This window comes from Caulobacter sp. (assembly GCF_039596335.1).
Lineage (GTDB): Bacteria > Pseudomonadota > Alphaproteobacteria > Caulobacterales > Caulobacteraceae > Caulobacter.
Genome location: NZ_JBCNJZ010000002.1, coordinates 363,378 through 385,826, shown reverse-complemented (window position 1 = coordinate 385,826; position 22,449 = coordinate 363,378). Strand labels below are relative to the sequence as shown.

18 protein-coding genes are annotated in these 22,449 nt (G+C 68.8%); 8 read left to right on the top strand and 10 right to left on the bottom strand.

What is annotated here, in order from left to right; all coding sequences use genetic code 11:
- Positions 1-103 precede the first annotated feature (103 nt).
- Together ABDW31_RS05895 and ABDW31_RS05890 are read left to right on the top strand one after the other, a co-directional pair.
- Positions 104-985 carry a diacylglycerol kinase family protein gene (locus ABDW31_RS05895; RefSeq protein ID WP_184715449.1) on the top strand — a complete coding sequence of 294 codons (882 nt, stop codon included), beginning with the start codon at positions 104-106 and terminating at the stop codon, positions 983-985.
- Positions 982-1,770 (top strand): metallophosphoesterase, encoded by a 789-nt coding sequence (locus ABDW31_RS05890; protein ID WP_184715447.1) that lies wholly within the window; start codon positions 982-984, stop codon positions 1,768-1,770. Before ABDW31_RS05895 ends, ABDW31_RS05890 begins: the two co-directional genes overlap by 4 nt.
- Before the next feature lie 63 nt (positions 1,771-1,833).
- Here the strand turns inward: ABDW31_RS05890 and ABDW31_RS05885 are convergent, their stop codons facing one another.
- The 4 genes from ABDW31_RS05885 to ABDW31_RS05870 form a co-directional block, all read right to left on the bottom strand.
- Positions 1,834-2,007 (bottom strand): DUF1328 domain-containing protein, encoded by a 174-nt coding sequence (locus ABDW31_RS05885; RefSeq protein WP_184715445.1) that lies wholly within the window; start codon positions 2,005-2,007, stop codon positions 1,834-1,836.
- Positions 2,008-2,134: 127 nt separating this feature from the next.
- On the bottom strand, positions 2,135-2,752 hold the full coding sequence (locus ABDW31_RS05880; protein ID WP_184715443.1) for a superoxide dismutase: 618 nt from the start codon (positions 2,750-2,752) through the stop codon (positions 2,135-2,137).
- Positions 2,753-2,965: 213 nt separating this feature from the next.
- Positions 2,966-3,370 (bottom strand): hypothetical protein, encoded by a 405-nt coding sequence (locus ABDW31_RS05875; protein WP_184715441.1) that lies wholly within the window; start codon positions 3,368-3,370, stop codon positions 2,966-2,968.
- A complete protein-coding gene (locus tag ABDW31_RS05870; protein WP_184715439.1) occupies positions 3,367-3,711 on the bottom strand; it encodes a hypothetical protein in 345 nt (114 codons plus the stop codon). Before ABDW31_RS05870 ends, ABDW31_RS05875 begins: the two co-directional genes overlap by 4 nt.
- Positions 3,712-3,904: 193 nt before the next feature.
- Between ABDW31_RS05870 and ABDW31_RS05865 the strand changes: the two genes are divergently transcribed.
- Together ABDW31_RS05865 and aac(6') are read left to right on the top strand one after the other, a co-directional pair.
- Positions 3,905-5,740 (top strand): HWE histidine kinase domain-containing protein, encoded by a 1,836-nt coding sequence (locus ABDW31_RS05865; protein ID WP_184715437.1) that lies wholly within the window; start codon positions 3,905-3,907, stop codon positions 5,738-5,740.
- Positions 5,737-6,177, top strand: coding sequence for an aminoglycoside 6'-N-acetyltransferase (gene aac(6'), locus ABDW31_RS05860; protein ID WP_184715429.1), 441 nt, complete (start codon positions 5,737-5,739; stop codon positions 6,175-6,177). Before ABDW31_RS05865 ends, aac(6') begins: the two co-directional genes overlap by 4 nt.
- On the opposite strand, the gene ABDW31_RS05855 is transcribed toward aac(6'), so the two are convergent.
- Positions 6,178-7,386 (bottom strand): CaiB/BaiF CoA-transferase family protein, encoded by a 1,209-nt coding sequence (locus ABDW31_RS05855; RefSeq protein WP_184715427.1) that lies wholly within the window; start codon positions 7,384-7,386, stop codon positions 6,178-6,180. It abuts the gene before it with no gap.
- 122 nt (positions 7,387-7,508) lie between these two features.
- Here ABDW31_RS05855 and ABDW31_RS05850 point away from each other — a divergent pair, with 122 nt between their 5' ends.
- Positions 7,509-8,138 (top strand): DUF4142 domain-containing protein, encoded by a 630-nt coding sequence (locus ABDW31_RS05850; RefSeq protein ID WP_184715425.1) that lies wholly within the window; start codon positions 7,509-7,511, stop codon positions 8,136-8,138.
- A gap of 9 nt (positions 8,139-8,147) precedes the next feature.
- Here the strand turns inward: ABDW31_RS05850 and ABDW31_RS05845 are convergent, their stop codons facing one another.
- From ABDW31_RS05845 to ABDW31_RS05835, 3 genes are read right to left on the bottom strand one after another with little or no spacing between them, the layout of a single operon-like run.
- Positions 8,148-8,576, bottom strand: a complete 429-nt coding sequence (locus ABDW31_RS05845) for a PaaI family thioesterase (RefSeq protein ID WP_184715423.1) — start codon at positions 8,574-8,576, stop codon at positions 8,148-8,150.
- Positions 8,573-12,184: a M1 family aminopeptidase gene (locus ABDW31_RS05840; protein WP_343698427.1), complete on the bottom strand. Its 3,612-nt coding sequence runs from the start codon at positions 12,182-12,184 to the stop codon at positions 8,573-8,575. Before ABDW31_RS05840 ends, ABDW31_RS05845 begins: the two co-directional genes overlap by 4 nt.
- Positions 12,185-12,199: 15 nt before the next feature.
- Positions 12,200-13,078, bottom strand: coding sequence for an ABC transporter ATP-binding protein (locus ABDW31_RS05835; protein WP_184715419.1), 879 nt, complete (start codon positions 13,076-13,078; stop codon positions 12,200-12,202).
- 193 nt (positions 13,079-13,271) lie between these two features.
- Here ABDW31_RS05835 and ABDW31_RS05830 point away from each other — a divergent pair, with 193 nt between their 5' ends.
- Genes ABDW31_RS05830 through ABDW31_RS05820 form a run of 3 tightly spaced genes read left to right on the top strand, consistent with a single transcriptional unit; the run spans position 13,272 to position 15,254 of the window.
- A complete protein-coding gene (locus ABDW31_RS05830) occupies positions 13,272-13,952 on the top strand; it encodes a fumarylacetoacetate hydrolase family protein (RefSeq protein WP_184715418.1) in 681 nt (226 codons plus the stop codon).
- Positions 13,953-13,961: 9 nt separating this feature from the next.
- A complete protein-coding gene (maiA, locus tag ABDW31_RS05825) occupies positions 13,962-14,594 on the top strand; it encodes a maleylacetoacetate isomerase (protein ID WP_184715416.1) in 633 nt (210 codons plus the stop codon).
- Complete coding sequence (locus ABDW31_RS05820) at positions 14,595-15,254, top strand: carbonic anhydrase (RefSeq protein WP_184715414.1); 660 nt, start codon at positions 14,595-14,597, stop codon at positions 15,252-15,254.
- Between the two features lie 4 nt (positions 15,255-15,258).
- Here ABDW31_RS05820 and pbpC read toward each other — a convergent pair whose 3' ends face one another.
- Together pbpC and ABDW31_RS05810 are read right to left on the bottom strand one after the other, a co-directional pair.
- Entirely contained in the window at positions 15,259-17,307 is a 2,049-nt protein-coding gene (gene pbpC / locus ABDW31_RS05815) for a penicillin-binding protein 1C (protein WP_184715412.1), read from the bottom strand.
- Positions 17,304-22,373 carry an alpha-2-macroglobulin gene (locus ABDW31_RS05810; protein ID WP_184715410.1) on the bottom strand — a complete coding sequence of 1,690 codons (5,070 nt, stop codon included), beginning with the start codon at positions 22,371-22,373 and terminating at the stop codon, positions 17,304-17,306. The genes pbpC and ABDW31_RS05810 overlap by 4 nt, the downstream gene beginning before the upstream one ends.
- Between the last annotated feature and the right edge of the window lie 76 nt (positions 22,374-22,449).

The following is a 22,449-nucleotide window of genomic DNA, read 5'->3' as shown; positions in this document are numbered from 1 at the left end:
CCCTGCCGAGCAAACGGTCGCAGGGGCGGACGGTTCCGCTGCGAAGCGGAACCATGGCGTAGGCCGGGCCGTTGCGTCGGCGGGTTCAAAGTAAGGGGCGCCCGTGAAACGCATCGATGTCGTCGTCAACACCGCTTCGGGCTCTGTCGCTGCCGACGCGCCGCAGGTCGCCGAACAGCTTCTGGCCGAGCATGGGGTCAACGGCGTGGTCCACTCCCCCCAGCCGGGCGAGCTGGGCGACTGCCTGCGCCAGGCGATCGACGCCGCGCCGGACGCGGTTTTGGTGCTGGCCGGCGACGGCACCGCCCGGGCTGCCGCTGAGATGGCCGGCCCCAACGGTCCGCCGATCGCCGCGCTGCCGGGCGGGACCATGAACATGCTGCCCCGCGCGCTCTACGGCGATCGTGACTGGCAAGCCGCCATGCGCGCCTGCCTTGAGGAAGGCGAGGCGCGCGACATCTCCGGCGGCGAGGTCGGCGGACGCCTGTTCTTCGTCGCCGCCATCCTGGGCAGCCCGGCCTTGTGGGCCACCGCCCGCGAGGCCGCGCGCGAAGGACGCTTCGACCTGGCCATCGCCCGCGCCCGCCGCGCCTTCCGCCGCGCCTTCTCCGGCCGCCTACGCTTCGAGTTGGACGGCCGCGACAAGATCAAGGCCGAGGCCCTGACCCTGATGTGCCCGCTGGTCTCGACCGCCCTGGACGCCGATGAGCGAGCGCTGGAAGCCGCCGCCCTGGACCCGTCCAGCGCCCTGGATGTCTTCCGCCTGGGCTTCAACGCCGCGCGCGGCCAGTGGCGCGAGGACCCGTCGGTCAATGCCGGCCTGTGCCGCACGGGCCGGGTCTGGGCCGGCGGTCGCATCCCCGCCATCCTGGACGGCGAACCGACCCGGTTCGATCCCGAGGTTTCGATCCGCTTCCGTCCCAAGGCCTTCCGCGCCCTGGTGCCGCCTGAACTGCCCGGCGACGCGACGGTGACGACCGCATGAAGCTGGTTCAGGTCTCCGACATCCACTTCGGCGGCGAGAACCGCGAGGCGGTGGAGGCGGCGGCGGCGTGGATCGTTGCAGCCCAGCCGGACCTGGTCGTCGCGGCCGGCGACCTGACCCTGGACGGCAAGCTGGTCGAGTTCGAAGCCGCCGCCGAATGGCTGTCGCGCCTGCCCGACCCGATGATCGTCGTGCCCGGCAATCACGACACCCCGTTCGTAGGTCCGCGAGAACTGTGGGCGCGGTTCACCCGCGGCTGGGGCCGGTTCAAGGACCGCTTCGGCGACGAAGACGGCGCGGCCTGGCGCGGAGCAGGCGTCACCGTGGCCTCGCTGAACAGCGCCCGGGTGGCCCAGATCCGCTGGAACTGGTCGAAGGGCGCGGTCTCGCGCAGCCAGATCCGCCGCGTGGTGCGCGAGCTTGAGGCCGCGCCCGCCGGCGATCTGCGCGTGGTGGTCTGCCACCACCCCCTGATGGAAGTGCTGGGCGGGCCGATGACCGCCAAGGTCCGGGGCGGAGTCGATGCGGCCAACCGCTTCGTGGCGGCCGGCGCCGACGTCATCCTGTCGGGCCACATCCACCTGCCGTTCGTCACCGCCATTCCGTTCGGCGACGGCAAGACCCAGGCGGTCGGCTCAGGCACCCTGTCGGTGCGCGAGCGTGGCGCGGCCCCGGGCTTCAACGTCATCGAGATCGAGCCCGAATGCGTACGGGTCAAGGCCCTGGCCTATGAGCGCGGGCAGTTCGAGGTCTGGCGCACCTGGGCCTTCGACCGCCGGCTCTGATCCCCGCAAATGAAAACGGCGCGGTCGAAGCCGCGCCGTTCAGGTCTCATCCTGGTCAGGTCGCTACCTGGCCCCGCGTCCGCGGAACAGATGGCTGACCAGCGACACCAGGAACAGGATCAGGAAGATATAGAACAGGATCTTGGCGATCCCGATCGCCGTGCCCGCGACGCTGGTGAAACCCAGCAGGGCGGCGATCAGGGCGATCACCAGGAAAGTAACGGCCCAATTCAGCATCGGACTCTCCGAAAAGGCCCGGCGAACTGCCGGGGCGTTGTCTGGTTCGAAGCTTAAGCAGCCTCGCCTGGAGACAACGCGCCCGACTCACCGGCGTTCCGGAGACTTGTCCGAAGTGTGGCGGATCCTATTGCGGAGCCGGATAGGCCCAGCCTTGCTGGCCCGACTTGGCCGCGGCGTACTGGCTGTCGGCCAGCGTCCAGTTCAGGACGTTGTCGAACACGGCCTCCAGGAAGCCCTTCCGCAGGTTCTGGTAGTCCAGATAGTAGGCGTGCTCCCAGACGTCGGCGACGGCCAGGGCCGTCAGGTCCTGGGTGACCGGGCTCTCGGCATCGTGGGTCGAGATGATCTTCAGGGCGCCCGAGGCGTCCGAGACCAGCCACACCCAGCCCGAACCGAAGTGGCCGATGCCTTCGGCGACGAACTTTTCCTTCAGGACGTCCAGGCCGCCGAAGGTGCTCTCGATGGCGGCGGCCAGCTCGGCGCCCGGCGCGGTCTTGGTCGGCGACAGGCCGTCCCAGAAGAAGGCGTGATTCCAGGCTTGGGCGGCGTTGTTGAACACCTTGCCCGGGCCGGCGTCCTTGATGACCGCTTCCAGCGAGCCCTTGTCGTCGCCATTCAGCAGGCCGTTCAGGGCCGTGACATAGGCGGCGTGGTGCTTGTCGTGGTGGAAGCGAAGCGTGTTGGCGGAGATCGTGGGCTCCAGAGCGTCGTAGGCGTAGGGCAGGTCCGGCAGCGTGTACATGGTCTCTCCTTGGGAAGCCGTCGCCGCGCGAGGCGGGAACGCGAAGGGCATCTAGAGCGGCCGAGGCCAAAGCGCGAGGGGTTTCGCACAATGATCTCGCTCAAATTTTAGAGATAAATCCCCTTTGAAACTTTGGGTTTCTTGGGATTTCAAGGTGCTGGACATGAAAACGCCGCCGGGAGCTCCGGCGGCGTCTTGTCTTGACCAGAAGGATCAACGCGGCGGCGGCGGCCGGGGGTCCAGGAACGCCTTGGCCACCGTCGCGGTCAGGGTCGGGTTCTTCAGGGCGAAGATCCCGGCGGCCAGACCGATGCCGATCGACATCATCGGCTTTTCACGCACGATGTCGACGATCCGGCCAGTGATATCGAAACCTCCGACCGGCGGCGGCGCCTGGCTGTGGGCGCGATGGCCCTCGACCTTGCGCGCAGCGATCATGCCGGCGATGGCGACGATCAGGGCGGCGATACCCGCGACGATCGCCGCAGCGCCAGCGGCGCTGACCAAAGGTACGAGGACAGCATAGACGGCGAAGGCGGCGGACACGACACCGACCGCGGCGGCGGCGGCGATCGCCGCGGCCGCTGCCAGCGTCATGAGGGTCTTTTCGAAGATCACCGGTTGTTGCTACGGCCGCCGGACAGCAGCAGGCCGATCAGCACGCCAACGCCGAGACCGGCCAGGGTGGCGGTGATCGGACGCTCACGGATGCGCTCGGAGGCGTAGCGCTGGGCGTCTTCGATCTGCTGGCCAGCGGTGTCGGTATAGGTGCGGCTCTGGGCGCGCAGGGTGTCAAAACCTTCGGCCAGGGACTTCTCGACGCGCTTGGCGGCTTCGGTCAGTTGGACGCGGGCGGCGTTGGCGGCTTCGGTGAAGCTGCGCTCGGCGTGCTCGACGGCTTCCAGCGTGGCGGACTTGGCCTTGTCGGCTTCCTTGGCGGCGGGGGAATTGGCGGGCATGGACATCTCCTGTTCGCGACGCGACCAACCGGGGCGCGGAAGCTGCGCCTCGTCAACGCCGAGCTTGGCTTGAAGTTCCACGATACCTAAGGTCGACAAGCTGCACCACAGGGGATTCCCCCGTAAGTCGACGGCCAACATGACTATGCCAAATGCGCTCGCGCCCTGCGCGAAGCGAGTCTAAGGTCGAATCATGGAGGACGCCCCCATCGTCACCGACGACCGCCAGGAAGCCGCCAGGCTCGACGCCTTGAAGGCCTTGGATATTCTCGACGGCGCGACGAATGAGCCGCGTTTTCTGCGGCTTGCGCGCTTGGCGGCCCGACTGTTCGACGCGCCCCGCGCCGCAATCGCACTGGTTGATCAGGATCGCGTCTGGCGCCTCGCCTATATCGGCTATGCCGGCCCCGAGAGCCCGCGCGCCGGCGACCTGGCCGACCGTGTGGTCACGGCCAAGGCGCCGGTCGACCTGGCCGTCCCCATTCGCACCGCCGAAGGCTTCATTCTGGGGGCCCTCCTCGTCGAAGGCCCCGGCGCCAGCGGACCGGCCTCGGCCGAGGATCTGGAGGCGCTGCAGGACCTGGCCGAACTTGCCGCCGAGGCCCTGAAGCCCGCTGGCAAGGATCGCACCCTGGAAAGCGAGCGGCTGAAGCTGGCCATCTCGGCCGCCAGCCTGGGCGAGTTCGAGTGGGACATCAAACGCGACGTCTTCAAGATCAGCCCGCGCCTGGCCGCGATCGCCGACATCCCCGTGGGCGAGGCCCCGGGCGAGGATGGTCGGGCGCTGTTCGCCTACATCCACCCCGACGAGCGCGACAGCACCCGCGAGGCGATCAATGCCCAGCTGGACGAAGGCGGCCGCTATGACGTCGAGTACCGCCGGGCCACCGACGCCGACGGCCGCGAGGTCTGGAACCACAGCGCCGGCGTCACCGTGCCCGGCCCCGACGGCCAGCCAGCCTATCTGATCGGCGTCGTCCAGGACATCACCGAGCGCCGGGCCGAGGAGGAGCAGCGCGAGAACCTGGTCGCCGAGCTGGACCACCGCATCAAGAACCTGCTGGCGGTCGTCCAGTCGGTGGCGGCCCAGTCGGCGCGCAAGTCGGCCTCGCTGGACGTGTTCCTGAAGACCTTCGCCGGCCGGCTGAAGTCGATGAGCTCGGCTCACGACCTGCTGACCGCCGCCCGCTGGCGCGGCGCGACCCTGGCGCGGATCGCCGCCGCCGAGCTGGGCGGCCTGTCGCCGACCCAGACCCGCTGGGACGGGCCGGAGATCTTCCTGACCCCGCGCGCGGCCTCGGCCCTGTCGCTGGCCCTGCACGAGCTGGCGGTCAACGCGGTGCGCTACGGCTCGCTCTCGTCGGAGAACGGCAAGGTCGAGGTCGTCTGGCGGCGCACGCCCGAGGGCGGCTTTGCGCTTGAATGGCTAGAGACCGGCGGCCCGCCCGCCAATCCGCCCCAGACCAAGGGCTTCGGCGCGACCCTGATCGAGGACGTCGCCGGCCGCGAGCTGGGCGGCTCGGCTCATATCAATTATCGCCCCAGCGGCGTCACGGCGATGATCCAGGGCTCGGCCGAGGCCCTGGCCGACGCCCCGCCGATCGAACCGGTCGAAGCCGCGCCGGAACGCATTGTCGAGACCGTCGTCGCCTCCGACGAGACCATCCGCCCAGGGGCCATCGCCGGCCTCAAGGTGCTGATCGTCGAGGACTCCCTGCTGCTGGCCATGGAGCTGGAGGCGGGCCTGGAGGACGCCGGGGTCGAGGTGATCGGCTGCGCCGCCGAACTGGGCGAGGCCCTGTCGATGGTCGAGCAGGCCTTCGACGTCGCGGTGCTCGACGCCGACCTGAACGGCCAGTCGGTGGCCCCGGTCGCAGAGATCCTGCGCACCATGGGCCGGCCGTTCGTGTTCGCCACCGGCTATGCCGACAAGGCCGCGCCGATGGGCTTCGACGCCCCGATTGTGCGCAAGCCCTACAACGTCCACCAGATCGCCCGCGCCGTGGCCGGGGTGACGGGCCGGGCGTGATCATCCGTCGGGCGCAGGCCGCCGACCTCGACGCCTGGGCCGCCTTGCGCGCCGATCTGTGGCCGGACGGTTCAGCGACGGAGCACCGTGCGGAAGCGGCGGACATGCTGGACGACGGCGCGCTGGCCAACTTCGTCGCCGAAATGCCGGACGGCGCGATCGCCGGTTTCGCGGAGGCCGCGCTGCGCCACGACTACGTCAATGGCTGCGAGACCTCGCCGGTCGCCTTTGTCGAAGGGATCTATGTCGCGCCCGAACATCGCAAGGCCGACGTCGCCCGCGCCCTGTGCGAGGCGATCGCCGCCTGGGGCCGCGAGCAAGGCTGCACGGAGCTGGCGTCAGACGCGCTGGAAGACAACGTCCAGAGCCATGACTTCCACCGCGCCATCGGCTTCGAGGAGACCGAGCGGGTGGTGTACTTCCGCAAGGCGCTCTAGCTAGATCACCTTCCGCGCCCGCAGCCCGTCCACCGCCTCTACGCTCAGCCCAGCCACCTCGCGCAGCACTTCATCCGTATGCTCGCCCAGCGTCGGGCCCGGCCAGCGCACGCCGCCCGGCGTCTCCGTCAGCCGCGGGAAGGCGTTCTGCATCTTGATCTCGCCGAACACTGGATGCGGCACGGTGACGATCGACTCGCGGGCCACGAACTGCGGGTCCTCGATCATGTCCGGCGCGCGGTAGATCCGGCCCGTGGCCAGGCCGGCGGCCTCCAGCTTCGGCAGCAGAGCGTCGATGTCCTGGTCCAGGGTCCAGGCGGCGATGCGGGCGTCCAGCTCGGCCTGATTGGCGCCCCGCGCGGCGTGGTCGCGATATCGGACGTCCTCGGCCAGGTCAGGCCGACCCATCAGGTCGCACAGGCGCTTGAACAGGGTGTCCTGGTTGGCGCCGATCAGCACCAGTTCGCCGGACTTGGTCGGATAGACGTTGGACGGGGCGATGCCGGGCAGCACGGCCCCCGAACGCTCGCGGACATAGCCGGTCAGGTCGTACTCGGTGATCAGGTTCTCCATCACCGTCAGCACGCTCTCGTAGATGGCCGCGTCGACCACCTGGCCCTTCCCTGTCCGCTCGCGGGCGTGCAAGGCCATCATCACCCCCAGAGCCGCGTTCAGGCCCGACAGGCTGTCGCCGATCGAGATACCGGCCCGGGCCGGATTGCGATCGGGCTCGCCGGTGATGTGGCGCAGGCCGCCCATGGCCTCGCCGACCAGGGCGTAGCCGGCGCGCTTCGAATACGGACCCGTCTGGCCGAAGCCGGACACCCGCGCCATCACCAGGCCCGGGTGGGTCGCGGCCAAGGCCTCGTAACCCATGCCCCACTTCTCCAGCGTGCCGGGGCGGAAGTTCTCGACCACCACGTCGGCCTTGGCGATCAGGGCGCGGGCGATGTCGCGGCCTTCATCTGTACGCAGATCGATCGTCACGGACTTCTTGTTGCGGCCGATCACCGGCCACCAGGGTGACAGGCCCTTGGGCTTGGAGCGCCCCCACTGGCGCATCGGATCACCGGTCCCAGGATCCTCCAGCTTGATCACTTCGGCGCCGAAGTCGCCCAGAACCTGGCCGCAGAACGGCCCGGCGATCAGCGAGCCCATCTCGATGACGCGCAGGCCCGATAGCGGCCCAGCAGGAGATGTCTGTGTCATTTGTTAATCCGTCGCCCTAACCGGAACCGTTCACGGCGCCGTGATGTTTGTTGCTCACTCGACGCTGCGCAGCGCCGACCCTCACGACTTCCTAAGAAAAACCGGTAGGGAAAGACAGAGCCATGAACCGTCACCTGATGATCGCTGGCGCCGCTATCGCCGCCCTGAGCCTCGCCGCCTGCGGCCCGAAGACCGAAGAGACCAAGGGCGCCGCCACCCCGGCCGAACAGGCCGCGACCCCGGACGCCAACCCGGCCGCGACCGTCCCGACCCCGGCCGATGAGACCAAGGCCGAAGTGTTCGCCACCAAGGTTGCCGACAGCGACATGTTCGAGATCGCCGCCGCCAAGCTGGCCGCGACCCGCTCGACCAACCCGGCGGTCAAGAAGTTCGCCGCCGCGATGGAAAAGGCTCACACCGCCACCAGCACCGAGCTGAAGGCCGCCATCGCCGCCTCGGGCGCCACGATCACCCTGCCGACCATGCTGTCGTCGGACATGCAGGGTAAGCTGGACGACCTGACGAAGGCCGACAACAAGGACTTCGACAAGAAGTATGCCGACAGCCAGGTCGACGCCCACCAGGCCGCTCTGAACCTGCTGCAGCGCTACGCCCAGGACGGCGATACCCCGGCCATCAAGGCCTTCGCCGCCGCCACCGCCCCCAAGGTTCAGGAACATCTGAACATGGCTGAAGGCCTGAAGAAGGGCTTCGACACCGGTGAGGACGTGGCCAAGGCCCGCGAGAACTAAGCTCGCAGGTCACGGGATGGCGTAGGCCACGGTCGCCTTGGCGGCCGGCCGGTCTCGCCCTTCCGTCCACAACAGAATGTCGGCCGTCGCGATGCGGCGGCCGAGCTTGAGCAGGGCGGCCTCGGCGACGAGGTCGCCCGGTTTGCATCCGCGCAGGAAGTGGATGGTCAGCGAGGTCGTGACCGCCATCGCCACCTCGCCGATATGGGCCAGGACCAGCACATAGGCCGCCGTGTCGGCCAGGGTCATCAGCGTCGGCCCCGAGATCACCCCGCCCGGACGCAGCTGCCGGCTGGCATAGGGCTGGACCATCCGCACCAGGCCCGGTGCGACCTCGAGAACCCGCGGCATGTGGTCGGGGTCGGCCTCCGGGAAGGCGCGGCGCAGGAACGCGTCCAGCGCCGGCCCGTCCATCTTCAGCGTCAGATCCTCGCTCACTCGCCCGCCTTGGCGCCGACCGCGATCGTGTTGTCGTCGCCGTTGCGGTCGATGACCGTGTTGTAGGGATCGACCCCGGCAAACTTCGGCGCCTTGCTCACTGTGAAGGTGAAGGTCTGGACGCCCGACCGGACTGCGCGGCGCTGGTAGAGCACCACGTCCTTGGCGTCGAAGCCCTTGTCGCCCGGCTTGGCGGTGAACAGGCCGATGTCCATGGTCTCGTTCAGGGCCGCGTTGGTCTCCTTGCCCTTGCCGTCGGCGTACTTCTTCTGGGCGTCGACCGTCAGGGTGACGTCGAACTTGCCGTCGGCCCGCGCCTTGACCACCGCGCTTTTGGTCTTGAGATCGTAGAGCGTGATCTTCTCGAACAGGTCGGTGATCAGGGCCTGCTTGTTGGCCGGGGCCTCGGACCGCAGGATCGTCAGGAAGTCGGTGGTGATCGGATAGGGCGCGCCCTTGAAGGCGTACTGGGCGATCAACCGGCGCAGGGCGCGATTGACGACCTCCTCGCCCAGCTGGTCCTGCAGCCGGTACATGACCAGCGAGCCCTTGCGGTAGTGGATGTATTGCTGGTTCTCGACCTTGTAGAGCGGCTGCTCGTCCAGGACGTCGCCGCCCCGCGCGCGCAGGTAGCTGTCCAGCTCGAACTTCAGGAACTTGCGGATCTCGGCCTCGCCATAGGTGTGCTTCATCACCATCAGGGCCGAGTACTGGGCGAAGGTTTCGACCAGCATGGTGCTGCCCTGCTGGTCGGCGCTGATCACCTGGTGGGCCCACCACTGGTGGCCGATCTCATGCGCGCCGACATAGGTGACCATGTCGATCTTGCTGGGGTCACGGTAGTCGGAGATGAAGAACATCCCCTCCGACCACGGAATGGTGTTGGCGAACGACTGGGCGAACTGCGCGTAGTCGGGGAACTCCTGGTAGCGCACCTGACGGAACTGGTAGGGGCTGAAATTGGCCTGGAAGTAGTCCAGCGACCGCTTCATCGAGGTCTTCATCCGCTCGATGTTCCAGGCGTGCTGGGCGTCGTAATAGACCGCCAGCTCGACACCCTTGTACCGCTCGGTCGCCACCTTGTAGCGGGCCGACTGGATCGAGATGAACGGCATGATCGGCGCCTCGGTCACGAAGCGGGCGACGCGGCGGCCGTCCTTGACCGTGTCCGAGACCTTGTAGCCCGGCGCGATCGGGGTCTGGTCGGCCTCGGTCGTCACCGTGATGTCGGAGCTGACGAAGTCGGCGTCCTTGCGCAAGGCGTTGAACTGGCGTGAGGCCACGTCGCCCAGCGGGGCCATGCGACGCTCCGCCGGCAGACCGTACTTGCGGCGCTTGGCGCGGTCCTGCAGCAGGCTTTCGCGCGACATGCCCAGGATCGGCGCGATCTCCAGGTTGTTGACGAAGGTCCCGTTGTCGACGACGCGGGTTTCCGGATCGCTGTTGGGGAAGCCGCGTTGCGAGCGCAGGGTGATGAAGCTCATCTTGCGCTGCTCACCCGGGGCCAGCGGCGTGTCGAAGGCGAAGATGCGATAGTTGAAGCGCTCGAAGGTGCGCTTGGGCCGCGCGCCCTCGATCGACAGGCCCTTGACCTTCAGATCACGGTCGAAGCGGACGTGGATCTCGCGCAGCGGCGCGCCGGTCTTGTTCTGGAAGACGTACGACCCCTTGGTCTCCACGCTGGGCGCGTGGGGCTTCAGATCGACGTCCAGGGTCATGGCGATGATCTTGGGCTGCGGGACGGTCTCGAAGGCCAGCAGGGTCTTTTCGTAGTCGGCCTGCCAGCGCTCGTTGTCGATCTTGGTGCGATACGGGTTGGCGACATAGGTGTTCAGGTAGATGAAGCCGCCCAGCCCCGCGAAGACGACCAGCGCCCCGCCGGCCAGCAGTCCCGCGCCGCCGCTCAGACGTCGCGGCAGTCGCGCCAAGCGCGGCAGCAGACGGCTCTCGGTTCCCCGCCGCCACAGGCCGTAGGCCAGCACCAGCAGGATGACGGCGAAGGCGCTCCAATAGGCGCGCAGCCACCAGGCCCCGATCCAGAACTTGCCCAGACCGTTCATGTCCGAGAACGGCGTGTCGGTGGTCGAGGCGTAGTTGTAGAGCTTCCCCTCCAGGCCCAGGCTGGAGAAGATGATGGTGCTGACGATGTACAGCACCATCAGGCCCCAACCGATGAACTTGTGCGGGCTGACGGCCTGCAGGAACACCGCCAGGATCGCCCACAGGGTGAACTCCACGGCCTGCGGCAGCACGTACCACAGCAGGTACTTGTGCAGCTCGAGATCGAAGTAGCCGTGCAGCAGCTGGGCCAGGATGGCGGCGGCCACGCTGACCAGCAGGGTCGAGATCAAGACGAGGCTGATGGCCAGGGTCTTGGGGGCCACGAACGCCCAGTCGGGCACGGGGGTGGCGTCGATGATCTCGTGGGTCTTCTTCTCGCGCTCGCGCCAGACCAGTTCGCCCGAATAGTAGATGGCGATGATCATCGGGATCAGGCCGAACGCGCCGATGAGCGGCTGCAGCAGGATGCGGGTGACCGGATACAGCACGCCGCCATACTGGTCGGCCTCGGTGGCGAACCACAGCGAGCCCATGGCGTTGGCCAGGCCCAAGGCCAGCAGCACGAAATAGGCCGGGCTCTTGAACACCTGGCCCATGTCCAGACGGGTGCGGATCGCCAGCTGGGCCCAGGCGGTGCGACGGTCGAAGACCGGCTTGGGCAGCGGGCCTGCCGAGACGACGGGCGCCGCGTCCGCGTCACCCTTGGTCTTCTTGACCTTGCCTGATCCTGGCTTCTTCTGGCCCGACAGGTCCGCCGACTGGAAGCGGAACAGGCCATAGGCCAGCGCCAGGAAGCCCAGCGACAGGGCGACGGCGAAGACGCGATTGAACAGCAGGGCGCCGACCAGGGGCGGGGTCAGGCTGTTGCGCTCGCTGGCGGTCCAATACTTGGTGGCCAGGCCGTAGGCGGCGGTGCCCAGCGGCTCCCAATAGGCCGCGCCCTGCTCGAACTCGGGCTTGTCCAGGGCGATGCCGGCGATGACGTACAGCACCAGGAAGGCGATGACGCCGACATAGGTCCACATCATCGAGCGCGTGACCGTCGCCAGGGCGAAGAACGCCGAGGAGGTCATCAGGATGGCCGGCAGGGCCAGGACCACATAGGCGTAGAGATAGGCGGCAGGATCGTTCGGCCCCAGGCGCTCGGGATCGACCCACGGCATCAGCGAGCCGACGAAGACGCCCAGGGGTACGATCAGGAACGCGATCGCCGCGGCCAGGAAGGCGCCGGTGAAGCGGCCGTAGAGATAGTCGAACTTCTTCACGCGCGTGGACCGCAGGATCGGCCCAAAGCCCGTCTCGTCGTCGCGCACCACCACATTGGCCACGAAGGCCGTGGTCACGAACATGAAGAAGATCGAGAAGATCAGGTGATTCATGGCCAGGGCGAACGGCCCGTTGCGATGATCGCTGGGGCCCAGGCCGATCGAGATCTGGTTGGACGCCGTGATCCCGAACACCATCAGGAAGAAGACGACCGACACCACCCAGAAGACGGGCGACTTCAGCTGGTAGCGGAGCTCGAAGCCCGCGATCTTGCCAAACATCAGGCCGCTCCCGCCTTACGCCGCGCGCCGGGTGGTCGAGAGGGTGGAGAAGTAGACGTCCTCCAGCCCGCCCGCGACTGGCTCGAAGCCGTTGCCGGGATTGTCGTCGGACAGGATGTGGATGACCGTGCGACCGGCCAGCAGACGGGTGGAGATCACCTTGTACTGCGTCTTGGCCGCTTCGAGCTCAGCCTTGTCGATAATCTTCTTCCAGATCTTGCCGTTAAGCTGCCCCACGAGATCGGCCGGCGCGCCTTCCTTGACGATGCGGCCGTCGCAGATGATCGCCATGGCCGGGCAGAGGTCGGAGACGTCCTCGACGATGTGGGTCGACAGGATCACCACCACGTTCTCGCCGATCTCGGCCAGCAGGTTCAGGAAGCGATTGCGCTCCTCGGGGTCGAGGCCGGCGGTGGGCTCGTCGACGATGATCAGGCGCGGATCGCCGATCAGGGCCTGGGCGATGCCGAAGCGCTGGCGCATGCCACCCGAGAAGCCAGCGATGGCCTTCTTGCGCACGCCCCACAGATTGACCTGGTTCAGCAGGTTCTCGACCGTTTCCTTGCGCTCCTTAGGCCCGGCGATCCCTTTCAGCACCGCCATGTGGTCCAGCATGTCGTAGGCGCTGACCCGCGGATAGACGCCGAAGTCCTGCGGCAGATAGCCCAGGGTGCGACGCAGCAGTTCAGGGGTTTTGAGAACGTCGATGTCGCCGAAGCGGATGTGGCCCGAGGTCGGGGCCTGCAGGGTGGCGATGGTGCGCATCAGGGTCGACTTGCCGGCCCCGTTCGGGCCTAGCAGACCGTACATGCCGCGCGGGATCGTCAGGTTGACCTCGTCCAGCGCCCGCGTGCCGTTTCCGTAGACGTGGGTCAGGTTCTCGATGATCAGCATGACGCCCCCGAATATTCGCCCAAAAAGCCCCGATAACGACATGACTCGGCGTCAGGGACGGGGGCAAGTGAAAGAACGTTTATTCCATCGGTTCAACCGCAGGATTTCTGAACGGCAATGACTTTGGGCTCCCCGCCTTGCGGATGTTCAACGAGGGTTTTGGCTCGACGGTTTTGGGTCTAAACGAAGCGCCATGACCTCCTACGCCATCCCCCCGCACGCCATTCCGACGGTCCCGGTGGAGGGATCCGACGCGGTCTTCCCGGTGCGCCGCATCCTCTGTGTCGGCCGCAACTATGCCGCCCACGCCCGCGAGATGGGCGCAGACACCCGCGATCCGCCGTTCTTCTTCGCCAAGCCGGCCGACGCCGTCGCGCCGCTGAAAAGCCAGATCGCCTATCCGCCGGCGACCAGCGACCTGCATCATGAGATCGAGCTGGTCGTGGCCCTGAAGAGCGGCGGCGCCGACCTGACGCCGCAGCAAGCGCTGGAAGCCGTGTTCGGCTATGCGGTCGGCGTTGACCTGACCCGTCGCGACCTGCAAGGCGCGGCCAAGGCCAAGGGCCATCCCTGGGAAGCCGGCAAGGCCTTCGACGAGAGCGCCCCGATCACCGCCATCAAGGTCATGGACGCCCCTGGCCCCGAGGCCGCCATCACCCTGTCGGTCAACGGGACCGAGCGCCAGCGCGGTCAGATCGGCGACCTGATCTGGAACCTCGGCGAGGTGATCGCCAAGGCCAGCCAACTGTGGACCCTGGCCGCCGGCGACCTGATCTTCACCGGCACGCCCGAAGGCGTTGGGGCCATCGTGCGCGGCGACACGGTCGTCGGCGAGGTCGAGGGCGTCGGACGCCTTGAGTTCACCCTCGTCTAGGAGCCGGCGTTGAAGCTCGTCCTGCACAGCGCCAAGCGCGCCAGCGCGCCCTATCGGGTGCGCATCGGCCTGAACCTGAAGGGTCTGGCCTACGACCTGCGCCCCGTGGATCTGGTGGCCAACGCCCACCAAGGCGATGACTATCGCGCTCTGAACGCCCAGGCCTTGGTCCCGACCCTGGAGATCGACGGCCGCCCGTTGACCCAGAGCCTGGCCATTCTGGAATGGCTGGACGAGGTGATGCCCGAGCCGCGCCTGCTGCCGACCGCCCCGTTCGAGCGGGCCATCGTGCGCGGCATGGCCGAGATCATCGCCTGCGATATCCACCCGCTGAACAACCTGCGGATTCTGCGCCAACTGACGGCCCTGGAGATCGGCGAGACCGACCGCAACGCCTGGGTCGCCCGCTGGATCAGCGACGGCTTCCGCGCGCTCGAGCCCATGGTCGCCCAGCACTCGGGCGGCTTCGCCTATGGCGATGCGCCGGGTCTGGTCGACTGCCTGCTGGTGCCGCAGGTGTTCAACGCCGGCCGCTTCAACATCGACCTGTCGCCCTTCCCGGCGATCCAGGCCGCCGCCACGCGCGCGGCCAAGCACCCGGCCATCGCCGCCGCCCACCCTGATCATCATCCGGAGCGCTAGATGCTTGAGGACCTGAAAGCCAACAACGCCGCCTGGTCGAAGAGCAAGACCGCCGTCGACCCGGAGTTCTTCAAGCGCCTGGAAGGCCAGCAGAGCCCCGAATATCTCTGGATCGGCTGCAGCGACAGCCGTGTGCCGGCCAACGAGATCGTCGGTCTGGATCCGGGCGAGCTGTTCGTGCACCGCAACGTCGCCAACCTGGCCCCGCCGCAGGACGCCAACTACCTCAGCGTGCTGCAGTTCGCGGTCGACGTGCTGAAGGTCAAGCACGTGATGGTCGTGGGCCACTACGGCTGCGGCGGCGTCGCGGCGGCCATCGATGGCAAGCGTCGCGGCCTGGTTGACCACTGGCTGCACCCGATCCGCGAGGTCCATGCCGAGCACAAGCACGAGCTTGAGAAGATCGACGACAAGCGCGAGATGCTGGACCGCCTGACCGAGCTCAACGTCGCCCGCCAGGTGCGCAACGTCGCCGCCGACGTCTTCGTCCAGGACGCCTGGGCGCGTGGCCAGGAACTGGCTGTCCACGGCTGGGTCTATTCGCTGCACGACGGCCTGGTGAACGACCTCAACATCGGCATCCGCAGCGCCGAGGACTACGAACGCGTGATGGCCGAGACCATCGTCCAGGATCGTCCGTTCTGGAAGCGGGGCGAGTAGGCGGCTAGCCGCCCTTGACCCGCACCTTGGCGTTCGCCTTGCGGCCTTGGGCGTCCACCACCATCAGTCGGTAGAACCCCGGGGCGGCCGGTTTCCAGATGGCGCGTCCGCTGACCGGATCCAGGTCCAGCGGCGCGCCTTCGACGTACCAGGTCAGGCCCTCGCCCTGGGCGGCCAGCACCAGGCCGCGGCCCTTTGCGCCCAGGGCGTCGACCTGCACCGAGGCCCCGTCCGGCGGGAAGATCAGGCGCGGACCGGCGTCGACGGCGTGCAGCCGCTGCAGGGCCTGGGGCGCGGCCTTGGGCGCGATCGGACGCGGGGCCGAGGTCGGGGCGCCGACCGCATCGGCAACATCGAACAAGAGCGGCAAGGCCGCATCGCGCCCGGTCAGCCCGCCGCGCGCGCCGCCGTCGGCCCGGCCCGTCCAGACCAGGATCGCGTAGCCGCCGACAACCCCGGCCGCCACAGCATCGCGGAAGCCGTAGGAGGTGCCGGTCTTGAAGGCCATCGACGGCCCGCCCAGGGTCAGGGCCGAGGGCGCGCGGCCTTTGGGCGCCGGGGCCTCGCGCAGGATGTCCAGGACCTGCTGCGCCGAGTCTGCACGCACCAGGCGATGGCCGTTGGCGCGTTCGCGGGTCTTGGCGTCCTCTTCCGTCCAGGCCAGCGGCTTGGCGATGCCGCCGTCGCCCAGGGCCGCGTACAGCATGACCAGATCGCGCCAGGTGATGCCCTCGCCGCCCAGGGCCAGGGCCAGGCCGGCCTCCTTCAGCTGCGCCTTGGGCCGGGCCAGATGCGCGCCGGCGGCTTCGACCCTACCGGCGAAGGTCTCGGGGCCCAGCCGCTCCAGGGTGGCCACGGCGGGAACGTTCAGCGAGTGGGCCAGGGCCTCGCGCACCGTGACCTTGTCGTGGAAGACGCGGTCGAAGTTCTCGGGCTGGTAGTCGGCGAAGCGCGTGGCGTTGTCGGCCAGCTGGGTGTCGGCGGCGACTAGACCGTCGTCCATGGCCATGGCGTAGATGAACGGCTTGAGGGCCGAGCCGGGCGAGCGCAGGGCGCGGGTCATGTCGACCCAGCCGCCGGCCCGGTCGCGGCCCGCCGAGCCGACGGCGGCGCGGACGGCGCGGGTCTTGATCTCGACCACCAGGATGGCGGCGGTGGCGTCCACCCCTTGGGCGTTGGCGACAGCGGCGGCCATCGGCTCCAGCCGCCCCTGCAGGTCGGCGTCCAGAGTCGAGACCACGGTGGCCGTCCCTTGCGGGGCGTTGCGGGCCAGTTCGCCGGCCGCGTGCCAGGCCAGGGCGGGGAACGGGGTGCGGCCCGGCAGCGGCTCGTTGCGCGCCTCGTAGGCGGCGGCTTCGGTGATCGCGCGGGCACGAACAAGCTTGTCCAGAACCGAGGCGCGGGCGCGCTTGGCGGACTCGGGGCGACGGTCGGGCCGGCGGGCCTCGGGCGACTGCGGCAGGGCGATCAGCAGGGCCTGCTCGCCGTGGGTCAGGCTGGACGGCTCATGGCCGAAATAGCTGAGGCTTGCCGCCCGCGCGCCCTCCAGATTGCCGCCATAGGGGGCCAGCGTCAGGTACAGGGCCAAAATCTCGCGCTTGGACAGCCGCGACTCCAGCTGCACGGCGCGAACCATCTCGATCAGCTTCGCGCCCACGGTCCGCGGCCGCGGCTCCAGCAGCCGCGCGGTCTGCATGGTCAGGGTCGAGGCGCCAGACGTCACCCGGCCATGGACCGCCGCCGAGCCGATGGCCCGGGTCAGCGACAGCGGGTCGACGCCCAGGTGGAGCCAGAACCGAGCGTCCTCGACCTTGATCAGGCGTCTCTGGAAGCTGTCGTCGGTACGCTTCAGATCGGCGCGGATCCGCCACCGCCCGTCCTCGACCGGCAGGGCGCGCAGCCACGCGCCGCGATGGTCCTGGACCACCGGCGATGAATGCCGGGCCCGCGTCATATCGGGCGGCAGAGCCGCGCTCAGCGTGAACAGCACGACCTGGGCGCCGACGGCGACCACCAAGCCCTTGGTGATCGCCGCGACCTTAGGTGTCCTCACTGACCCGGCGCGATGGTGGCGCGCGAGGCTTCCGAGCGGGCGTTGACGGCGGGACGGTACATGTCCTTGGCCACCGCGCCCGGCAGGAAGAACGAACCCGGCGTCACCGCCCGCGCCACATAGGCCAGGGCGAAGGGCTTGCCGCCGCCCAAGTCCATGGCGGCCACGAAGCGGTCGTCGCGGCTTTCCTGGACGTCGGCGGCGGTCAGGGTCCCCAGGAACTTGAACGGACCATTCTGGGCGTCGTCGGCCCCCAGTGTCGTCTCGATCTCGAACCCGGCCGGCAGGGCGTCGTCGACCACCAGGGCGGTCGAGCGGGACTGCTGGTTGTAGCCCGACACCAGCACGATCACCCGGTCGCCCTGGCGGATCGTGGCCGGATCGATGCTGCCCCCGCCCATCGACATCAGGCGCTTGCTGACCGACAGGCCGTTGCTGGCCGCGCCCGGGGCCGAGGTCGGGGTGCCGCGCACCGAGACCGTGCGCCACAGGGCGCCCTTGCCGTTGTTGACGAAGCGGGCGTCGGTCAGCTTGCCCACGGCCCAGCGCGGCGCGCCGCCGGCCGGCGGCAGGGCGTTGGCGCCCTGAGCCTCGATCGACATCGGGCCGGCGGCCTGGATCAGGGCGTTGGCGGCATGCATCAGCGCCGCCTGCTCCTGGGTGTTCAGGCTGTCGGGATCCTTGCTGACGTTCTCCAGGCGGCCCTGCATCTGGCGAGCGATGTCCATCATGTTGGACTCCGCCGCCAAGGCCGTGACCACCGCGGTGTCGCGCAGGGTCGACTGGTACCAGTCCAGCTCGTCGCGATAGCCCAGCGAAGACACCGCCTGGCGCATGGCCGAGCGGGCGCGCGCGTTGTCGCCCATCTTGGCCAGGCCCGCCGCGACATAGGCCTTGGCGACCGGCTGGCTCTCGTCCTTCATCTGGACGTCGTGCCACCAGCGCAGGCGGGCCAGGTCGCCCTTGCCGGCCTTGGCCATCACGTAGAGGGCGTAGGCCGACGCGCGGCGACGCATGCGTTCCGTAGCCTTCTTGGACGCGTCCTCGTTCGACGCCCACCAGCCCGGATATTCCATGCGATAGGCGACCGAGGCCCAGCCTTCCGGCCGGCTGACCTGGCGCATGGCGCCGACGGCCTTGTCGATGGCGACGTCGGGCACGGCGATGCCTTGCGCCTTCGCCTCCAGCAGGAAGTCGACGACATAGGCGCCCAGCCAGGGGTCGGCCTCGCCGTCGCCCACCCGCCACAGGCCGAAGGCGCCGTCCAGAGTCTGGCGGTCCAGCAGCTTGCCCACCGCCTGCGACAGGGCCGCCGGCGTGCGCTTCAGCTTCGGATCCTGCGAGAAGGTCTGGGCGTACAGCAGCGGATAGGCGGCCGAGACCAGTTGCTCGGTGCAGCCGTACGGATAGCGCTGCAGCGCCACCGCGATCGCCGAGGGGTCGAAGCCGCGGATCGGCGAGTAGCTGACCTGCATCGTCACGTCGCCCGCCGCCAGGCCCGAGAGCAGCTGGTACGAGGGCGTGAAGGCCTCGCCCGGACGCTGGATCTCGGTGGTGGTGCGCACCACGTCGCCCCAGCCCAGGCGGGTCTGGATCGGATAGTCCTTCTGGGTCGAGAAGCCGGGGCCAGCGACCTTGAAGCCGATCTTGCCGACGCCGGTGACGTCCGGCGCCAGGAAGGGGATCTTTTCGGCGATGCGCTGGCCCAGGATCAGCTGGAACACCTTCTTGAAGGCGACCTTCAGCCCGCCCGACGAGAAGGCCTCGGCGGTGTAGGCGCCCGGCTTGCCCTCGACATTGTGCAGTTCCAGCGTGGCATAGGCCTCATCGCCCGGCGCCAGGAAGCGCGGCAGGTTGAGGTCAGCCACCACCGGCTGGCGCACGGTCAGCGGCTTGGAGGCCGAGCCGACGGCGGTGTCGGTCCAGGCCACGGCCTGCAGGCGCAGCTCGCCATTGAAGTCGGCGGCCGGCAGCTTGATCACCGCCTTGCCGTCGAAGCCGGTCTCGACCACGCCCGACCACAGGGCCACGGTCTTGATCGGGGTGACGGTCAGGCCCTCGCCGCCGATCTCGTCGCCGCCGAAATTGACATTGGCCGGCGCGCCCAGGTTCGGATCCAGCAGACGGCCGTAGTCGTCGCGGTAGCTAAGCGTCAGGGCCCGCTTGCCGAAGTACCACTTCACCGGATCGGGGCTTTCCTGGTGGGTCAGGCGCAGGATGCCCTCGTCCACCGCCGCGATGGTGACGCGGGCCTTCTGGCCCAGGCCCATGCCCGACACCTTCACCGGGATCTCGACCGGAGCCTTGCTGTCGATCTTGGTCGGCGTGCCCAGGTCGACCGTCAGCTTGCGGCCCTTCGGGTCGATCGGCACATACACCAGACCCAGGGCGCGACGCGGCTTGGGCGAGGCGACCGGGTCGCGCGGCTGCACCACACTGACCATGACATAGGCGCCGCCACCCCAGGCGGCCGTCGCCTTCAGGCGAACCGTGGTCCCGTTCTCGCCGACCGTGACCGTCTTGAAGTCGATCAGGCGGTCGGTGGCGACGGCGACCTGCGCCTCGCCGGCATAGGGCGGCTTCAGAGTGATCTCGACCGTGTCGCCTTGCTCATAGGTCTTGGTCCCGGCGGTCACGCGGACCACGTCGGGGGCCTCGCCTTCCTTGGCGGGCGAGCCCCAGCCGGCCGAGAACCGGGTGACGGTGCGTGCGCCGTCGGCGCCCTCGATCTCGAGGCGATAGTCGCCCCAGCCCAGGCGGCGGGTCAGCTTGGCCGGCGAGCCGGCGGTGATGTTCACCGAGGCCTTGGCCACGATGGCGTCGCGGCTAGTGCGCCGCCATTGCCAGCGGCCGTTCTGCTGGAACCAGTCATAGTCCCAGCGCTCGGCCACCAGGGTGTAGCTGGCGGTCGCGCCCACGCGCTGGCCGGCGGCGTTGACGGCGATGATGTCCAGGCTGACGGGCGGATCGCCCTTGCCGGACTCGCCCTGGTCGACCTTGACGCCATAGTAAAGCTCCTTGCCACGCACCTTCAGGTCCAGGCCTTCACGGACCGGACGGCCGCCGGGCTCGAACACGGACGCGGTGACGGCGGCGACCAGCGGTTGGGCGGTGTCGCCGGCCTCGCTGGTCCCCACCGACAGGATCGCCCGGCCCTCGCCGTCGGTCACCGTCGTGCCCAGGTCGATATATTTCTCGTCGAAGGGCTTCCCCTGGTCGCCCCACTCATAGCCCTTGAAGGCCGGGAACGGGTCGCTGTCGACGCGCAGGCGGGCCTCGCCCTGTGTCTGCAGGCCAGCGCCTGGCGCACCGTAGAGGAAGCGGGCCGAGACATCGACCTGGCGGGTCTCGCCGGCGGCCACGGGCTTGGCTTCCTGGCCCGTCGCGGTGACGGCCAGACGCTGCGGGGCGAAGTCCTCGACCGAGAACGACAGGCTGCCGCTAGCCTCCTCGATGCCCTCCATCTTCAGCTCGGCGGTCCACCGGCCACGGGGCGCAGAGCGCGGAAGCGCGATGTCGGACAGCACCGCGCCGGCATTGGCCTGGCTGAACGGATAGCGCTTGAACTCCACGCCCGACGGCCGCTTGACGACGATCTCGCCCTTGCGGTCGGAGACGGCCTTGGCCATCCGGTCGCGGACCATGGCGGTCAGGTGAACGGTTTCGCCGGGGCGATAGATGCCACGGTCGGCATAGAGATAGCCGTCGATGTCGGAGGCGACGCTGCGTCCGCCGACGCCGCCCTCGGTGCGGCCGCCCACGCCTTGCTTGGACAGGTCGACCGGCGAGCGGTCCAGGTCCAGCAGCGCCAGATCGCCCTGCGGGCCATAGGCCATGACCATCTTGGCGCGCTCGGCGCCCTGGCCCTTCAGCAGCGGCCGCAGGAAGCGCACGCGGCCGTCGGCGTCGCTGTTGCTTTCAGCCAGGGACTCGCCGTCGGCGGCGACCAGGGCCACGCGCACGCCCGACAGGGTCTTGGCGGTCTTCAGCGAGCGGACCACGACGTCCAGGCTTTCGCTGCCGTCATAGGCCAGCATCGCCATGTCGGTGAACACGATCCAGCGGCGGGCCTGGGCGGGATTGTTGTCGCCGTTCTCCTCGTCGGGATCGCGAGCGCCCGACGCGTCGCGCGCCTTGATGACGAAGGCGCCGGCCTTCATGTCCTTCAGCACCGCGCCCAGCGGGAAGACGGTGGTGGCCTTCTGGCCGGTCGCGCCGCCGGTGACCTGCACGGTCCCCTTCCAGACACGGCGGCCGTCGTCGCCCACGGCGTCGTCGCCATAGTCGCCGGCCCAGTCGCCTTCACCGGTCGGATCGGGGGCGCTGATCGACTTGCGGACCAGATTGCGGTCCGGCACGCGCCAGACCTCGACGGCCAGGGTCTGGACATTGATCGTCTCGATGCCGACGCCGTCGGCCTCTTCGCGCGGCAGGATCACGCCATCGCCGGCGAAGCCCACGTACGGCGGCTTCTCGCCGAAGGTGAAGTCGACGTCGGCATTGGCGGTCAGGGTCTCGCCGCCCTTGGCGGGGAAGCCCTTCAGCAGGGTGACGCGGTGATCGGTGAAGCCGATGCCGCCCAGGCACAGTTCGTCGCCCTTCACCCGCACCGACGGTTGGCGGCCCAGGTCCGGCGAGACCAGCACGAAGTCGGCATAGGACTTGGACGCATCCAGATCCTTGGACATGCGGATACAGGCCAGCGGATCAGCGCCGCTGCTGTCGACGCGGGTCTGCCAGACGGCGAAGCCCTCGGGCTTGGGGATGCCGCGACGCGGGGCGTTGGCGCCCCGCGGCTTGCCGAACAGCGACCAGCTCTCACCCTTCACTGATTCGGCCCCGGCCGGCTTGCCGCCGCCGAAGAACCAGCCGCCCTTACCGACCGCGAAACCGCCGCCGAAGCCGGCGGCCAGGGCCGCTGCAACAGCAATGGCCACCGGGCCTTTCAGCCCGGCGGGCCAGCGCGCGGAGACGCCGTCACGCAGGCGCGTCCAGCGGCTCTTGAAAGACTTGTCCTGCGAGGAGCCGTTCGGCGCGCCTTCCGGCGGCGTCTGATCCGTCGACATCCGTTATCCCACCGCTCATGCTTTTGTTGAGGCGACTTGAGCCTAAGCGCGAGCAGGGGTCAACGGCAGGTAGATG

Bases quoted from the DNA above. Each gene is read 5' to 3' on its own strand.
- ABDW31_RS05865 (WP_184715437.1), top strand. From the start codon at position 3,905: ATGGAGGACGCCCCCATCGTCACCGACGACCGCCAGGAAGCCGCCAGG.
- ABDW31_RS05880 (WP_184715443.1), bottom strand. From the start codon at position 2,752: ATGTACACGCTGCCGGACCTGCCCTACGCCTACGACGCTCTGGAGCCC.
- ABDW31_RS05850 (WP_184715425.1), top strand. From the start codon at position 7,509: ATGAACCGTCACCTGATGATCGCTGGCGCCGCTATCGCCGCCCTGAGC.
- ABDW31_RS05820 (WP_184715414.1), top strand. From the start codon at position 14,595: ATGCTTGAGGACCTGAAAGCCAACAACGCCGCCTGGTCGAAGAGCAAG.
- ABDW31_RS05840 (WP_343698427.1), bottom strand. From the start codon at position 12,184: ATGTTTGGCAAGATCGCGGGCTTCGAGCTCCGCTACCAGCTGAAGTCG.
- ABDW31_RS05810 (WP_184715410.1), bottom strand. From the start codon at position 22,373: ATGTCGACGGATCAGACGCCGCCGGAAGGCGCGCCGAACGGCTCCTCG.
- ABDW31_RS05885 (WP_184715445.1), bottom strand. From the start codon at position 2,007: ATGCTGAATTGGGCCGTTACTTTCCTGGTGATCGCCCTGATCGCCGCC.
- ABDW31_RS05890 (WP_184715447.1), top strand. From the start codon at position 982: ATGAAGCTGGTTCAGGTCTCCGACATCCACTTCGGCGGCGAGAACCGC.
- ABDW31_RS05835 (WP_184715419.1), bottom strand. From the start codon at position 13,078: ATGCTGATCATCGAGAACCTGACCCACGTCTACGGAAACGGCACGCGG.
- ABDW31_RS05830 (WP_184715418.1), top strand. From the start codon at position 13,272: ATGACCTCCTACGCCATCCCCCCGCACGCCATTCCGACGGTCCCGGTG.
- ABDW31_RS05855 (WP_184715427.1), bottom strand. From the start codon at position 7,386: ATGACACAGACATCTCCTGCTGGGCCGCTATCGGGCCTGCGCGTCATC.
- ABDW31_RS05870 (WP_184715439.1), bottom strand. From the start codon at position 3,711: ATGCCCGCCAATTCCCCCGCCGCCAAGGAAGCCGACAAGGCCAAGTCC.